Below are 15,364 nucleotides of genomic sequence, written 5' to 3' on the forward strand. Positions count from 1 at the left end.
GTCCGGGCACGACTCTGGCAAGCCGCCAATCGAATTGAGCATGCGACCGGCCAGCTTTTCTCGTTGTGAGACCCCAAGAAATGATCCTGTCCTTATTTCGCAAGCCCAAGCTCTCCGAGCCCGTCTATGCCGTCTATAATGCCATTGTGGCGCAATCCCGGCGCGAGATTTTCTATGCACAATGGGGCGTGGCCGACACGCTGACCGGCCGGTTCGACATGATCAGCCTGCACGCGGCCCTCGTTTTCCGGCGTTTGCGCTCGAGCGAACGGCAAAGCAGGGATTTTTCCCAGAACGTGTTCGACTGCTTTTTCCATGACATGGATCGTTCGCTGCGTGAAATGGGGGTGGGCGATCTTTCCGTCGGCAAGCGGATCGAAAAGATGGGGAGCCTGTTTTACGGCATGCTGTCCAATCTCTCCTCGATTCTGGATTCGGGGGATCGGGCGCGGCTCATCGATTTTGTGTCCCGGAATTTTCACGACGGTGCAACCCATCCGCAGACCGAGCGGTTTGCCGATTATATTCTGGAGTGCGACCAGACGCTCAAATCCCAACCTGTCGGGCAGATCATGGCCGGCAGCGTGACGTTCGGAGACCCCAAATGAGCCAACGCCCCGATGAATTCGATCTCGACGCCAAGGTCAGGATCGACAAGATCCCGGCAGCCGGCCGGATCGTTTCCATCCAGACCGATGCCGAACAGCGGGCGGTGCTGGCCGACCGACTCAAGGTGAGCGAGGTCACGGCATTTTCCGCCGAGGTCACAGCGACCCGGTTTCGCGGCGGCATCCAGGCCAAGGGCCATGTCAATGGCACTGTGGTCCAGCCTTGCGTTGTGAGCGGCGATCCGGTGACCCAACAGATCAGCGAGCCGATCGATCGGGTTTTTCTGCCCGGTCACGATGAGGCGAGCGAAGCGACCGCCGGTGCCGAAATCTTCGTCAATCTCGAGGACGACGATCTCCCCGATTATTTCGAGGGCGATGAAATCGATCTGGCCGATCTGGTTCTTGAAGTCTTCGCGCTCGCTATCGATCTTTACCCGCGCAAGCCCGGCGCCGAACTGACCGACGATCTGACGGGCGACGATCCGGCCGAACTCTCTCCGTTTGCCGCGCTCAAGGCGCTCAAGAAGGATTGACGGGCTTGCATGGCGGGCTCCAATGACTATGGTGAGCGCCGATTTTCGGGAACGTTTCAAGGCAGGCAATGACTGAAACCATAACGATCTCCGTCGACGCAATGGGCGGGGACAACGCGCCGCGTGCTCCGCTGCATGGCGCCAAATTGCTGCTTCGCGAACATCCCGATGCACGGTTTATTTTTCACGGGCGCGAGGAGGTTCTGACCCCTCTGCTCGAAGAATTTTCAGAACTCAAAGCCGTCTCGCAGATCCGGCACAGCGAAAACGTCATCACCATGGATGACAAGCCCAGCCAGGCGCTGCGCAAGGGCAGGGGCACCTCCTCGATGTGGGCGACCATCCAGTCGGTCAAGGACGGAGAGGCCGACGTGGCGATCTCGGGCGGCAATACCGGCGCGCTGATGGCCATGGCGACCTTCTGTCTGCGCACCATGGAAGGCATTTCCCGCCCGGCGATTTCGGCGATCTGGCCGACACTTCGCTCCGACATCGTCGTGCTCGACGTGGGCGCGACCATCGGGGCCGACGCCCAGCAACTGGTCGATTTCTCGATCCTGGGCTCGGCGCTGGCCCGCGCCCTGTTCGATATCGAAAGCCCCACCATCGGGCTTCTGAACGTCGGCGTCGAGGAGGCCAAGGGCAATGAATGGGTCAAGGATGCCGGCAAGATCCTTGCCGAGACCTCGGGTGCAGGATTTACCTACAAGGGGTTCGTCGAGGGCGACGATCTGGGCAAGGGCACCGTCGATGTGGTGGTCACCGAAGGGTTCACCGGCAATATCGCGCTCAAGACGGCCGAAGGCACCGCCCGGCAGGTCGGCACCTATCTGCGCAACGCCATGACCTCTTCGCTGATGAGCAAGATCGGCGCGGTGTTCGCGCGCGGCGCGCTCAATGCCATCCGCTCAAAGATGGACCCGCGCACCGTAAACGGGGGGGTTTTTCTCGGCCTCAATGGTGTCGTTATCAAGAGCCATGGTGGAACTGACGAGATCGGCTACAAAAGCGCACTCAGCGTCGCCTATGAAATGGCCCGCAACGATCTCCTCGCAAAGATCGGGGAAGGCATGAAACGCTTCCCTGCGCTGGCCCTGCCGGCAGAACCGTCCAATCTGGAGGCACCTTCCGCGTGACCAAAATCCAATCTGTTGTGCGTGGCGTTGGTGGCTATCTGCCGCAACGCGTTATGTCCAATGACGACCTGGCCAAAATCGTCGATACCTCGGACGAGTGGATCGTGCAGCGCACTGGCATCCGGCAGCGCCACATCGCCGCGGAAGGCGAATACACCTCCGATCTTGCCCTGGTTGCCGCGCAGCGTGCGCTCGAAAATGCCGGGATGGACGCCAGCGAGATCGATCTGATCGTCGTGGGCACAACGACCCCCGATCGCACCTTTCCGGCGACGGCGGCCATTCTGCAGCAAAAACTCGGCATTACCAAAGGCTCGGCCTTCGACGTGCAAGCCGTGTGCTCGGGCTTCGTGTTCGGCGTGGCGACGGCCGACAGTTATCTCAAGACAGGCATGGCCAAGCGGGCGCTGGTGATCGGCGCCGAAACCGCCTCGCGCATCCTCGACTGGAACGACCGAACCACCTGCGTGCTGTTCGGCGACGGGGCCGGGGCCATAATTCTCGAAGCGCAGGAGGCGGCCGATGACGCCCCGGAAAACGGCATCCTGGCCTCGAGCCTGCGCACCGATGGCAGTCACTGGGACAAGCTTTATGTCGATGGCGGTGTTTCGACCACCCAGTCGATCGGGCATCTGCGCATGGAGGGCCGCGAAGTGTTCAAGCACGCCGTGGGCATGATTTCCGACGTTATAGAAGAGGTTCTGGCCAAGACCGGCAAGACGACCGAAGATCTCGACTGGTTTGTTCCCCATCAGGCCAACAAGCGCATTATCGATGGCGCGGGCCGCAAGCTCGGCATTCCCGAAGCCAAGACCATCGTGACCGTGGACAAGCACGCCAACACCTCGGCTGCCTCCGTGCCACTGGCTCTGTGGGTGGCCAGCGAGGACGGACGAATCAAGAAAGGCGATCTGGTGATGATCGAAGCGATGGGCGGCGGGTTCACCTGGGGCGCCGCGCTCATTGTGTGGTAGGCGTTGACCCCGATCCAATTTGGGCGTTAAGTGGTTGAAATCTTGGGGGCTGTTGCGGGTCTCAATGAGATTGAGGGGAACACCATGTCGGGAAAAACAGTGACTCGCGCCGATCTGGCCGAGTCAGTCTATCAGTCCGTCGGCTTGTCGCGCACCGAATCGGCGGAACTTGTAGAGCGCGTCCTTCAGATCGTCAGCGACGCTCTGGCGTCGGGCGATAATGTGAAATTGTCGTCCTTTGGATCGTTTCAGGTCCGCTCGAAAAACGAGCGAATTGGCCGGAATCCCAAGACTGGCGAGGAGGTTCCGATCCTGCCCCGGCAGGTTCTTGTGTTCAAACCATCCAATGTCTTGAAATCCAAGATCAACAAATCTATGGTTCGATCTGGAAAATAACAACTTTTACCGGGGCACTTGCGTTGGACAAATCGCCAGACGCCTTCCGGACGATATCCGAAGCGGCAGACGAACTCGACCTACCTCAGCATGTGCTGCGTTTCTGGGAAACGCGGTTCACGCAGATCAAGCCACTCAAGCGTGGCGGTGGGCGGCGCTATTATCGCCCTGATGACGTTCAGCTGCTCAAGGGTATCCGCCACCTTCTCTATGACCAGGGTTTCACGATAAAGGGCGTCCAGCGCATCCTCAAGGAGCAGGGCGCCAGACATGTCGTGGCCATCGGCGAGACAGGGTCCATCCGTCCCATCGCACCCCAGCCTCATGTGGAACCGGCCGAAGCCGCCGACGCCGTCGAGTTCGTGGAAATCGAGGCCGGCCATACCCTGGCGGCACCGGTCGACAACGGAGAACAGCGAGGCCCCCAGGCGACAGGGTTATCCGACACGCAGCGCGAAGCCCTTGCCTCGGCGCTTGAATCTCTTGAGCAATGCCGCGTTCTGCTCGACAAGGCGCGCACTTAACGTTCCGAAAAATCAAAACCTGATTATAGCGATCAACTATGTTGACGCGGGTCGGCATGCTGGCTAATAACCTGATGTTTGCAGTCAGCATTGGCTGCACAACCGACCCTTAGCCAACGATTGGACTGTGATCGTGCATTCTTCAAACCATTTCCGGACCGCCACCGCGGCCCTTGCCCTTGCGGCTTCGCTCGCCCTCACCGCTGGAGCGTCCGCACAGGAAATCACGGCGCAACACGCCCAGGGCGAAACGGTCCTGCCGGGCATTCCCGAAAAAATCTTTGCCTATGACCTTGGGACCATCGACACACTTGCCGCCATCGGCGTTGAAGTCGACGGCGTACCCGATGCCAGCTTTCCCGACCATCTGAGCCAGTATCGCGACGCGCTCAAGATCGGCTCGCTGTTCGAGCCTGATTACGAACTCGTCAATGCCGAACAGCCCGACGCGATCTTTGTCGCCGGCCGCTCCTCGGCGGTCTATCCCCAGCTTTCCGAAATCGCGCCCACCCTGGACCTGTCGGTCGACTGGACCGATTTCCCGGCCACAATCAAGCAGCGCTCCGAAACGCTCGGGGAAATCTTTGGCAAACAGGCCGAAGTGGCCGAACTGATCGCCCAGGTCGATGCCAATATGGCAGCCGTGCAGGAAACCGCGCCCACCGTCGGCAACGCGCTGTTCATCAGCGTCAGCGGCGGCCGCATTTCCGCGTTCGGACCGGGATCGCGCTTTGGCTGGATCCATGACGATCTTGGCGTCGTGCCGGTCATCGAGGACGTCGAAGAAGCCACCCATGGTGAGGCTGTCTCCTTCGAATTCCTGCTCGAAACCGATCCCGACTGGCTGTTCGTGCTCGACCGTGACGCCGCTGTCGGTGCCGCCGATGGGGGCCAGCCGGCCCAGCAGGTGCTCGACAACGATCTGGTCCATCAGATGAAGGCCTGGCAGAACGACCGGGTGGTCTATGTCAATCCGGTGAACTTCTACATCGTCAATGGCGGTCTCTATACGCTCAATCAGATGGTCGTCGAAGTCGGCGAAGCCATCGGCGCTGACGTCCAATAACAGCAAAAACCCGCTGAACTGATCGGCGCACACCCCTTCGCCTGGGGTGTGCGCCGCACGATATCGGAGACCACACCGCCGGTGACACGCCTATTCCTCGCTGCAGCCTTCGTTCTGGCCCTCGCCGTCGTCAGCCTGTTCATCGGTGTCTCGAACGTCTCGCTCGCCACCCTGATGTCGGGAAGCGAGGATGGCCGGGCGCTGATGATCCTTCTCGTCAGCCGCATTCCGCGCACGCTGGCCCTCATCCTTTCGGGAATGGGGCTGGCCATTGCCGGCATGATCATGCAGATGCTGGCGCGAAACCGGTTTGTCGAGCCCTCGACCGCCGGCACCACAGAGTCGGCCGGATTGGGCATGCTGGTCGTCCTGCTGTTTTTTCCCAACATTCCTTTGATCGGCAAGATGCTCATCGCCTCGGTGTTCGCGCTGGCCGGGACGGCGCTGTTCCTGCGTATCCTGCGCGAAATTCCGCTGCGCTCGGTGCTGCTGGTTCCGCTTGTCGGCATCATGCTCGGCGGCATCATCTCCTCGATCACCACCTTTTTCGCCTATCGCTTCGAGCTGCTGCAATCGCTCGGCAACTGGCAGTCGGGAGATTTCTCGACTGTTCTGAGCGGACGCTATGAGCTGCTGTGGATTGCCGCCGCCCTGACGCTCATCGCCTGGCTCGCGGCAGACCGGTTTACGGTGGCAGGGATGGGGGAGGACTTTACGACCAATCTCGGCCTCAACCATCGCAACGTCATGACCCTGGGGCTCGTGATCATTTCGCTCATCAGTGCAACGGTGGTGGTGACGGTCGGGGCCATCCCCTTTTTGGGGCTGATCGTGCCCAATCTGGTCTCGATGATGATGGGTGACAATCTGCGACGCTCGGTTCCATGGATTGCGCTGTTCGGCGCGGGTTTCGTTCTGGCCTGCGACATCGTGGGGCGTCTCGTGCGCTACCCCTATGAGATACCGGTCGGTGTCGTCGTCGGCATCGTCGGGGCCGTGCTGTTCCTGTATCTTCTGTTGCGCCGGGAGGCCCGCCTTGGCTGATGTCATCATGATGGCGCGCCGCCGCATAGCGCCCGAATACATTCTCGCCGGTCTCGCAGTCCTGACGGTGATCACCATCGTGTTGTTCATGACCGTCGGGGCGCGTGGAAGCTGGGGATTCGTTCTCAGTTTCAGGGGCACCAAGGTACTCACAATGGTGCTGGTCGCCTACGCGATCGGGCTTTCCACGGTCATGTTCCAGACCGTGATGCAGAACCGCATCCTCACCCCATCGATCATGGGATTCGATTCCCTTTACGTGCTCATCCAGACCGGAACGGTCTTTCTGTTCGGCGGGCTCGCCGCGGCGACGGTTCACCCCTACATCAAGTTCTCCGTCGAACTGGGCGCCATGCTCGTGTTCTCGGGGCTGCTGTGTCTGTGGATGTTTTCCGGTCGCCACCGCAGCCTGCATCTGATGGTGCTGGTGGGGATTGTCATCGGCACGCTGTTTCGCTCCATGTCCAATTTCATGGTGCGGATCATCGACCCCAATGAATTCGCCCGCATCCAGGACAGCCTGTTTGCCAGTTTCAATTCGCTCAACACCGATCTGCTTACGGTTTCCATGGTGATAATCGGGTTGGCGACCGTGGTCGCCTGGCGGATAGGGCATACATTCGACGTCCTCTCGCTCGGCAGGGAAACGGCGATAAATCTGGGCGTCCCCTACAAGCGGACGGTCCTGATCATTCTTCTGCTGGTGACGCTGCTTGTTTCGGTGTCCACGGCGCTGGTTGGGCCCGTGACGTTCTTCGGGCTGCTGGTGGCCAATCTCGGTTACCTGATGATAGGAACCTCCAAGCATCGCTACGTGCTGCCGGCGACCATCATGCTCGGCGTCATCTGTTTGCTGGGCGGGCAGTTGATTCTCGAGCGTGTCTTCAATTTCACCACCGCAATATCGGTGATCATCGAATTTGCCGGCGGCCTCGTCTTCATCATTCTCATTCTACGGGGAGCGGCGCGATGATCATCACGTCCGGCATCAAGAAATATTACGGCGAAACCGCCGTGGTCGACGACGTGTCGATCGAACTGCCCTCCCGTGGCATCACCTCGATCATCGGGCCGAACGGCGCGGGCAAATCCACTATGCTTTCCATCATTTCACGCCTTCTGGGCATGGATGCGGGCTCGGTGACCGTCGATGGTCTCGATGTGTCCGATACGCCCAGCGACGTTCTGGCCCGGCGCATGTCGATCCTGCGCCAGGACAACCACATGACGGCACGCCTGACGGTGGCAGATCTGGTGGCCTTTGGCCGCTATCCCTATTCCAAGGGGCGGCTGACCATCGAGGACAAGGGCCACATCGACCAGTCCATCGCCTATCTCAATCTCGAGGATTTGCGGGACAGGTTTCTCGACGAGCTCTCGGGTGGGCAGCGCCAACGGGCCTTTGTCGCCATGGTGCTCTGTCAGGATACAGATTATGTCCTGCTCGACGAACCGCTCAACAATCTCGACATGAAGCACGCTATGGGCATGATGAAACTCATGCAGCGCGCCTGTCACGAGCTGGGCAAGACGGTCGTTCTGGTCCTGCACGACATCAACTTCGCGTCCTGGTATTCAGACTACATCATTGCCATGAAAAACGGCCGGGTGATCCGCCACGGCGGAAGGGACGACATCATCACCCCCGAGGCGCTCAAGGACATCTACGATATGGACATCAATGTCCACGAGATCGGCGGGCACCGGGTCTCGCTGTTCTACGATTGAGCCCTATCGGTCGATGGTACCGGTGGTGAGATAGCGCTCCGCCATCTCAGCGGTTCCCTTTGCGAAACTGGCGTGCAGGCTCTGGGCCAGCTCGGTTTCGGCGTGCGATCCTGTCCACGCCAGAAGCGCCATGCGGCGCAGCATGACCATGGCGTCCAGCATCACCTCATGCTCGGCCCCATAAGGGCGATATTGGCGGTAACCTTCGAGCCATGCGGCGCGCAGGGCAGGGACCGTGTCGCTGTCCTCGAAAAACGAGACCGCCGCCCCAAAGTCGTAGCCGAACCAGCAAAACCCGCAATCGTCGAAATCGATCAGTCGCGTGACGCCATCGGACACCAGCAGATTGGCCAACCGCATATCGGCGTGGATGAGCCCGAACCGGTCCCGTCCCATGCCGTAGTCGGCAAGCTGGGAGCGCAGATGGGCGTCGAGGCGATCCAGCGTCGCGCGCACGGTGCCGATAACCCCCGGCGCGGCCCGCCAGTCGCCCCAGATGGCGTCGGGATCGAGAATTGCGCTATCAGTCCAGACCTGTCGCGCAAATTGGCGCGGCGGCGTCCACCCCATCACATGGGAATGGCATTGCGCCGCAAGCGAGCCGAGCTGTCGGAACACCGCAGACAGGTCTTCGTCGGCCTGCGGTTCTGTACCCGCTTCGAAAGCGAAGGCCACCATGTGCCTTGTGCCGCCAAGGAATGGTGCCTCCTGAACCAGCCCGCCGTCCTTCCCGGGGAGGGGTTGCGGGGTGAAAAGCCCGGCATCGCGCCGCAGCGCCTGCATCCACGCCAATTCGCTCTCGATGGCAAGGCGGGAATGGTATCCGGGCCGGTGTACCCGCACAATGGCCTTGCCGCCATCGGGACAATCGATGCGAAAGGTATGGTTTTCCGAAAGGTTGATGAGCGTTGCCGCGCCCTGCTCAAAACCGGGCCAGAGCAAAAGGGCTTCGGCGAGCCCTATCCAGTCGTCAGTCATGCATATCCCCCTGCTTGACCGCCTTATCGGCCACGGTGAGGGGAATTGTCCACGCAAGAATGAGAAAAAAGCCCGGCAGGGCAAATGCTGCCGGGCTTTGCGAGGTCAGTGCGACCAGGTCGTGTACCCGATCGAGAGCGAGGACGGCGCTATGGCGTTGATACGGAACTGGCTGATGCGGCCCGCACCGGTCTTGGCGCAGACATAGGTGCCAACCGAAACCGCTTCGAGCGGCACTGGATCGGAGTCAAAGCTCTCCGTAAAGCATCCGGCAAAGCCGCGGTTGCTGCCATCGCCAAGCGCGAGGCTGGCGCCGTTGACAGGCGTGATGAACCGGCTCGAGGGCGTTGCGGCACGGAACCAGATGTCGGTTCCCGAGCCGCCAACCGCACCGGAATCGAGATCGGCCCGGAACGTCTGGGGCAGCTCGATCGGGCCGGTCGAATAGGTCGAGAACGAGGGAACCGGTGTCGGCAGGGGAATCGGCAAAGGCAACGGAACGGGAAGCAGTCCGGTATAGACCCGCAATGACGATGCCTGATTGGCAATCGCCGGTTCGAGAATCGGCGCGTTGGCCGTCACGTTGACGCAAGAGCCGGTCAGATTGACATTGGTGCACAACCGGGCTTTTGCCGCGCCGAACAGCCGGACCGATGAGATTTCGTCGTTGAAGGTCGCGTTCAGCGTGTTGCGGGTGCCGACGCCATAGCAGAACTCGTCTCCGCCATAATTGATGCCGGTGTAAAAGCAGGCTTCATCCCCAGCTGGCGGAGTGGGAGTGGGCGGCGTCGGAGTTGGCGTTGGTGTCCCGCCGCAATTGATCGAAAAATCGGGGCCGGACGGGCCGATGGTGATCCCGAAGCTGCAATCGGGGCTTGGCGGCGTCGGCGGAGGGGCAACGGGCGCCAGATAGCTGCCGCTGACCCAGCCATTGGGGCCGGAGTGGGTCACATGGCACCAGCCGCTGGGCACGCATTCGGTGACGTCGACGACCTCTCCGGGTGCGAGCGTGTCGAGGACGCCAAAACCGGTCCCGGGGCCGGAGCGAACGTTGAGCGTGGTGGTGGATGCCGCTGGCGCGGCCAATACTGCAGTCGCCGACGAAACAATACCCGTCAGACCGATTGCCACTGAGATAATCGTCTTGAAAGTCGTCACGGTAGCCTCCTGAGTGCGGTGAGCGCCACTTTGGCGCCACATTCCTCATCGGTATCGCTTGACGGCTGAACGCCCTCTGAACCGCCTTGTTATGGGGCTTTCAGGAACAAGGGGCCCGATTTCCGGGCTGAAAGCGCCCTCCAGTCGAACAGGCGGCGCCTTACTTTGCCACACATGGGGCAGGGCAGGTAACAAAAAGGGCCCGCGCAACACCAGTGCACGGGCCCTTGAAAAAATGGTCGGAGCGGCCGGATTTGAACCGACGACCCTTTGTCCCCCAGACAAATGCGCTACCAGGCTGCGCTACGCCCCGATTGGCCTCTCACCTATATAATAGCGCTCCATAGCGCAAGGGGTTCGATGGCCAAAAAGCGGTGATGCGGGAACATGTTCCCGCTTGTCCCGTTTCTGCTCAGTTCATTGAAGGGTTGTATGATGCCGATACTTTTGATCGTTCTGGTTGCCCTGCTGATCGGGGCCATCGGTTTCTGGGATGCGCTGGGTGCATTGCTTGGCGCCGTGGCGCTTCTGGCCCTGTTCTGGGCGCTCGTGGCCATAACCGCGGTGATCGCGGTCCTCTGGCTCATCCGGAAGGTCTTTTAGGGGAGCAGGCGGCCCTGCACCTTGGCCGGACGCGGCGCGGCGCAGACGCCCCAGACAAGCCCCGTTACCAGAAACCAGTGGCGCCAGTGATCGGTGTCGATGATGGCCGAAAGGGCGATCATGGGCACGAAGGTGGCAAAAACCGGAATCAGCAACGGACGGCTCGAGGCGCGGATCAGGGCCCTGCCGCCCGCGGCCAATGTCGAACCGACAAGCAGATAATAAACAAGCGCACCGCCCCAGCCATAAGTGAGCGCGACATTGAGGTACGTGTTGTGGGGCTGTTCGGTGATGCGCAGAAAGCCATATTCCAGCGGCCCGATGCCCCAGGGGTGGGTCAACACCACGTCGAGCGTGTACCAGATGCGACCGAAGCGGCCCAATTCGCCAGTGTCATAGCTCTGGGTGAGGGAAAAGCGCTGGGTGAACAGCTCGGCGACAACGGGAATCGACAAAAGAACCGCCATGGCGGCCGCCAGTAGCATCAGCCCACCCAGCGCGATCAGCAGCAGGCGCACCTTTTCCCGCGCCGATGCCTCGAGAAAAAACACCATGACAAGGACCAGTAGTGACGACGCGGCCAGATGGCCCCAGGCACCGCGCGAAAAACTCACGAAAACGCCCACGAATATCACCAGATAGGCAATACCGTTCCAAAGCGCCGAACGTCCCTTTCCCAAAAGAACGCGCTGCAGGGCAAACATGGCCGGCAGGATAAGAAAAGGCCCGTAAACATTGGGATCGTTGAAAAAGGCCTTGGCGCGGCCAAACCGCAGGAAAACGTCTTCGCCCGGCAGAAAACCCATATAGGCCAGCGTGCCGACCACGGACGTTATAATGGCGATGGCGATATAGGCGCGGGCGATCACGCGCATATGGGTGTGGGGTGCCTGCGCCACGAAATTGGCGGCAAAATAGCTGGTAACGAGCAAAAAGATCGTGACGAGGTTAAAGATCAGCCCGTCAATCACGGGCTGATACTGCATGAAAAACGGCGATATCAGCGCAAAGGGCGTAAACGCGATGACGATCAGCAACAGCGGCAGCGTCTCGCGCCGCAATTGCAGGCCGCCGGCCAGCGCCACGGCGAAGGCCAAAAGGAACATCACCTCATAGGGCGATGGCTCGACGATGACGAACCCGCCCGAAAAAATCCAGATGCCAACGATCAGGCCGAGCGCCTGTTTGGCGCTCGCGCCGAACCACGCCCTGCCGCGGTCGGACGGCGCAAGACCTCTCGAAGCGGGCAGGGTGAGGGTCAAAACGCGTTCTCGCTCTTGGTGAACAGAGAAACGGGCGTCATGACCAGAATGTAGAGATCGAGCAGGATCGACCAGTTCTCGATGTAGTAAAGATCGTGATCGACCCGGGCCATCAGTTTCTCGACGGTGTCGGTCTCGCCACGCCAGCCATTGATCTGTGCCCACCCGGTGATACCCGGCTTGACCTTGTGGCGGGCAAAATATCCATCGACGGCATCGTGATAAAGCCGATTGGCCGCTTTGGCTTCCAGCGCGTGCGGGCGCGGTCCCACGATAGACAATTCGCCCTTGAGCACATTGAAGAGCTGCGGCAATTCGTCGATCGACGTCCTGCGGATGAAGCGCCCGACAGGGGTTACGCGCGGATCGTCGCGTGTGACGAGCCGTGCGGCCCTGGCATCGCTCATGTCGGTATACATGGAACGGAATTTATAGACAGCGATCAGCTTGTTGTTGAAACCATGCCGGTCCTGCTTGAACAGGATCGGCCCCTTGCTCGTTGCCTTGACCGCAATGGCCGTCGCCAGCATCACCGGCGAGAGCGCGATGAGCGCAAACACGGCCACCAGTTTGTCGAACACCCATTTGAAAACGAGATTCCAGTCCGATATGGGCCGGTCGGCCATCTCGAACACCGGCAGGTCTCCGACATAGGAATAGGTCTTGTCGGTAAAACGCAGCTTGCTCATATGCGCGCTCAGCCGGATATCGACCGGCAGCACCCAGAGCTGGCGCAACATTTCGAGCAGGCGCGATTCGGCCGAAAGCGGCATCGAGACGATAACCAGGTCGATTCGCGCCCGGCGGGCGAACTCGACAAGATCGGCCACCTTGCCGAGTTTTTTCAGCCCGGCGACGGCCTCGGGGGAGCGCTCGTCGTCCCTGTCGTCAAAAAGGCCGATCAGTTCGATGTCGCTGGTTGCGCTTTTTTCGATGGCCGTCACGAGCGCTTCGGCGCCCGCTCCACCACCGACGATCACCGTGCGCCGCCGCAGCCGGCCCCTCGCCGACCAGTCCAGCACCAGGGCCCGCAGCGCCAGCCGGTAGGCGATGAGCACGGCACCGCCCGACAGCGCCCAACTGCCCAGCCAGACACGCGACACCAGATCGCCCGCCTTGAACAGAAACAGCCCGGCGACGACCACGAGGAGGACCGCGATCCAGCCCCCGAGAACCTGAAGGATCTGCTTGAAAAGCGTCCTGTAGGCCGCGATCCTGTGGGTGCGGGCGATATTGAAGGCGATATTTGCCGCCGCTACGATGCCGAGCGAAAGCGGCACATAAAGCACCGCATCGACGCCGCCCAGATAGAAAAGATAAATGCCCAGCCCGAGGGCCACAAGCAGCACCGCTTCGATCAGTTGCGCAAAGCCCGAGATCAGTTTGTGCGATAGCGTCGGGGCAATGGGCGCCCGGGCGGCTGTTTCCGCATCCACGCCAAGGGTGGCACCTGCCCCCTCTGCGTTTGCGGAAATGTGGGTGAGCACGGCTTGTTTGGGATCGACCCTGAACACGGGCTGGCCTCGCACTGATCGTCATGGATTTCGTGCGCGGGACTATGGGGTGTTCAGGGTGAAGAGGGGTTAAATCTATCCCCTTCAATTGGTCAAATGGTTAGCGACTGGTAGAGAGCCTCGATCTCATCGACCATGTGGACGAGCGAGAAGCGCGACTGGACGAAATCGCGCCGTGCTTCGGCCTCTCTCTGCAGCAACTCCGGTGCGGCGAGAAACGCCGCCATCGCCTCACCAAGCGGGCTCACGTCGTTGGGCGCGATAAGGCTTTGGGCGGTCGGTCCGAAGATTTCTCCAATTCCCCCGACATTGGTGGCGATGATCGGCCGGCCGGCGGCGGCGGCTTCCATGACCACATAGGGCAGGGACTCGGCGCGGGAAGGCACCAGAACGCACCGGCCGCTGGCAAAAATGTCCCGCGCGGGCCGTATGCCGGCCAGGGTGATGCGCTCACCAAGCCCCAACTGCGCGATCCGCTCACGCAGGGCAGCCGCATCCGGGCCATCTCCGGCCATGATGATGGTGGCAGGTCGACCGTCGGGCGCGCGCAGCGGGGCCAGCGCCTCGACGATCAGATCGATCCCCTTGAGCGTCCGCAATTCGCCCACAAAGGCGAAGTCGGCGGCGTCGGGGCCGGGGCTTATGGGAACGAACTCGGCCGCGGCCAACCCGTTGTGAATAACCTCCTGGCGGCCCTGAGGCTGGGCGACATGGGAAGCAAATGTCTTCTGGGCGTAGCGGCTTTCAAAGATCAGCGCATCGGTCAGCCGCAAGAGCGAGCGCTCGATGGTCATGAAGAGCCCGCCCGACAGCGACCGGGGATCGAAATGCAGCGCGCCGCCATGGGGCGTATAAACCGCGCCCGCACGCTTTCGCCCGATGCGCGCCAGCCGTGCTCCGAACCCGCCCTTCGCCCCGTGTCCATGGAGGATATCGGCACCGGTCGACTTCGCCAGTGCACGAATCCTGGCCGGTGTGGTGATATCGTCGGGACCCAGAAGGCGCGGGATCGGAAACCGGTGGATGCCCAGCGCGGCGAACGGCTCCAACCCAGCGAGTTTTAAATCGGATTGCGCGTCGCCGCTCTCATCGACGACGATCCCCACCTCATGGCCGCGTTCGGCGAGCGTTCGCGTTAGGTCGGCGACATGGCGGAACAGCCCCCCGACGGGTGCCCGCATGACCTGGAGAACCCGGAGTTTGTCCCTGGCCACAGGTCAGATCCAGCGCTCTGCGATGACGATGGTATCGCCAGGCAGAATGGGGAAGTCGAGTTCCACGCTGCCCTTGACCATTTCATTGCCCTGCCGCCGATAGATTGTTGCCGTGTTGCGGTTGGCGGTATCGCTAAAGCCGCCAGCAGCGCTGATCGCCGCACGCACCGTCATGCCGTAGGAATAGGGATATTGCCCTGAAGACCCTATAGCGCCCTGGATGAAAAAGGGCCTGTATTCAGCAACTTCGACGGCGACGTTCGGGTTCCGCATGTACCCGGCGGCCAGCGCCGATGCCACTTTGCGCGACAGTGCGTCGGTGGTTCCGCCGCGCGCCGCCACGGCACCGACGAGCGGCATCGAAATCGCGCCGGAATCGTCGACTCTGTAGGTGTTGGTGAGGTTGGGATCCCCATAGACACTGATGCGCAAGACATCGCCGCTGTCCAGAAGATAGGGACCGCTCTGTTCCACCAGATAGGTGGCGGGGCGTCCGCTGTGCGCGCATGCTCCCAAAAAGAGCGGCAACAATAGCAAGGCAAGGCGCAGCCGACCCATCATATTCGTCCCGTTTCATGCAGTGACGTTAGGTCTCCCACGTCATGGTTAAAAAGCCCTTATCG

General features: G+C 61.1%; 17 protein-coding genes and 1 tRNA gene. 11 read left to right on the plus strand and 7 right to left on the minus strand.

Annotated elements, in window-relative coordinates; translation table 11 throughout:
- Positions 1–80 precede the first annotated feature (80 nt).
- The 10 genes from AACZ55_RS01020 (at position 81) to AACZ55_RS01065 (ending at position 8,012) form a co-directional block, all read left to right on the plus strand.
- Positions 81–608: a ubiquinol-cytochrome C chaperone family protein gene (locus tag AACZ55_RS01020; RefSeq protein ID WP_338607063.1), complete on the plus strand. Its 528-nt coding sequence runs from the start codon at positions 81–83 to the stop codon at positions 606–608.
- Positions 605–1,144: a DUF177 domain-containing protein gene (locus AACZ55_RS01025; protein ID WP_338607062.1), complete on the plus strand. Its 540-nt coding sequence runs from the start codon at positions 605–607 to the stop codon at positions 1,142–1,144. Before AACZ55_RS01020 ends, AACZ55_RS01025 begins: the two co-directional genes overlap by 4 nt.
- 68 nt (positions 1,145–1,212) lie before the next feature.
- Positions 1,213–2,280: a phosphate acyltransferase PlsX gene (plsX, locus tag AACZ55_RS01030; protein WP_338607061.1), complete on the plus strand. Its 1,068-nt coding sequence runs from the start codon at positions 1,213–1,215 to the stop codon at positions 2,278–2,280.
- Positions 2,277–3,254 (plus strand): beta-ketoacyl-ACP synthase III, encoded by a 978-nt coding sequence (locus tag AACZ55_RS01035; protein WP_339642080.1) that lies wholly within the window; start codon positions 2,277–2,279, stop codon positions 3,252–3,254. The genes plsX and AACZ55_RS01035 overlap by 4 nt, the downstream gene beginning before the upstream one ends.
- Positions 3,255–3,338: 84 nt before the next feature.
- Positions 3,339–3,650 carry an integration host factor subunit alpha gene (locus AACZ55_RS01040; RefSeq protein WP_014130317.1) on the plus strand — a complete coding sequence of 104 codons (312 nt, stop codon included), beginning with the start codon at positions 3,339–3,341 and terminating at the stop codon, positions 3,648–3,650.
- A gap of 23 nt (positions 3,651–3,673) precedes the next feature.
- Positions 3,674–4,174 (plus strand): MerR family transcriptional regulator, encoded by a 501-nt coding sequence (locus AACZ55_RS01045; protein WP_339642083.1) that lies wholly within the window; start codon positions 3,674–3,676, stop codon positions 4,172–4,174.
- 133 nt (positions 4,175–4,307) lie between these two features.
- Positions 4,308–5,240, plus strand: a complete 933-nt coding sequence (locus tag AACZ55_RS01050) for a siderophore ABC transporter substrate-binding protein (RefSeq protein ID WP_338607059.1) — start codon at positions 4,308–4,310, stop codon at positions 5,238–5,240.
- A gap of 81 nt (positions 5,241–5,321) precedes the next feature.
- Entirely contained in the window at positions 5,322–6,284 is a 963-nt protein-coding gene (locus tag AACZ55_RS01055; RefSeq protein WP_338607058.1) for an ABC transporter permease, read from the plus strand.
- 10 nt (positions 6,285–6,294) lie between these two features.
- Positions 6,295–7,257 carry an iron chelate uptake ABC transporter family permease subunit gene (locus AACZ55_RS01060; RefSeq protein WP_339642174.1) on the plus strand — a complete coding sequence of 321 codons (963 nt, stop codon included), beginning with the start codon at positions 6,295–6,297 and terminating at the stop codon, positions 7,255–7,257.
- On the plus strand, positions 7,254–8,012 hold the full coding sequence (locus tag AACZ55_RS01065) for an ABC transporter ATP-binding protein (protein ID WP_338607057.1): 759 nt from the start codon (positions 7,254–7,256) through the stop codon (positions 8,010–8,012). Before AACZ55_RS01060 ends, AACZ55_RS01065 begins: the two co-directional genes overlap by 4 nt.
- 3 nt (positions 8,013–8,015) lie before the next feature.
- Here AACZ55_RS01065 and AACZ55_RS01070 read toward each other — a convergent pair whose 3' ends face one another.
- The 3 genes from AACZ55_RS01070 to AACZ55_RS01080 form a co-directional block, all read right to left on the minus strand.
- Positions 8,016–8,990 (minus strand): phosphotransferase, encoded by a 975-nt coding sequence (locus tag AACZ55_RS01070; RefSeq protein WP_339642087.1) that lies wholly within the window; start codon positions 8,988–8,990, stop codon positions 8,016–8,018.
- A 105-nt stretch (positions 8,991–9,095) separates the two neighbouring features.
- Complete coding sequence (locus AACZ55_RS01075; RefSeq protein WP_339642089.1) at positions 9,096–10,148, minus strand: SH3 domain-containing protein; 1,053 nt, start codon at positions 10,146–10,148, stop codon at positions 9,096–9,098.
- Positions 10,149–10,384: 236 nt separating this feature from the next.
- Positions 10,385–10,461 (minus strand) — tRNA-Pro (locus AACZ55_RS01080).
- A gap of 119 nt (positions 10,462–10,580) precedes the next feature.
- On the opposite strand from AACZ55_RS01080, the gene AACZ55_RS01085 reads away from it, so the two are divergent.
- Positions 10,581–10,751 carry a hypothetical protein gene (locus AACZ55_RS01085; protein ID WP_338607054.1) on the plus strand — a complete coding sequence of 57 codons (171 nt, stop codon included), beginning with the start codon at positions 10,581–10,583 and terminating at the stop codon, positions 10,749–10,751.
- On the opposite strand, the gene AACZ55_RS01090 is transcribed toward AACZ55_RS01085, so the two are convergent.
- From AACZ55_RS01090 to AACZ55_RS01105, 4 genes are all read right to left on the minus strand, one after another.
- Positions 10,748–12,013 carry an O-antigen ligase family protein gene (locus tag AACZ55_RS01090; protein WP_339642091.1) on the minus strand — a complete coding sequence of 422 codons (1,266 nt, stop codon included), beginning with the start codon at positions 12,011–12,013 and terminating at the stop codon, positions 10,748–10,750. The two genes, AACZ55_RS01085 and AACZ55_RS01090, sit on opposite strands and share 4 nt — an antisense overlap.
- The gene (locus AACZ55_RS01095) at positions 12,010–13,527 is read right to left on the minus strand and encodes an undecaprenyl-phosphate glucose phosphotransferase (RefSeq protein ID WP_339642093.1); all 1,518 of its coding nucleotides are present in this window, start codon (positions 13,525–13,527) and stop codon (positions 12,010–12,012) included. Before AACZ55_RS01095 ends, AACZ55_RS01090 begins: the two co-directional genes overlap by 4 nt.
- Before the next feature lie 92 nt (positions 13,528–13,619).
- The gene (locus AACZ55_RS01100; RefSeq protein WP_339642095.1) at positions 13,620–14,741 is read right to left on the minus strand and encodes a glycosyltransferase family 4 protein; all 1,122 of its coding nucleotides are present in this window, start codon (positions 14,739–14,741) and stop codon (positions 13,620–13,622) included.
- 3 nt (positions 14,742–14,744) lie between these two features.
- Positions 14,745–15,302, minus strand: a complete 558-nt coding sequence (locus tag AACZ55_RS01105; RefSeq protein WP_339642098.1) for a polysaccharide biosynthesis/export family protein — start codon at positions 15,300–15,302, stop codon at positions 14,745–14,747.
- Between the last annotated feature and the right edge of the window lie 62 nt (positions 15,303–15,364).

Source organism: uncultured Pelagibacterium sp. (genome assembly GCF_963972885.1).
GTDB lineage: Bacteria > Pseudomonadota > Alphaproteobacteria > Rhizobiales > Devosiaceae > Pelagibacterium > Pelagibacterium nitratireducens.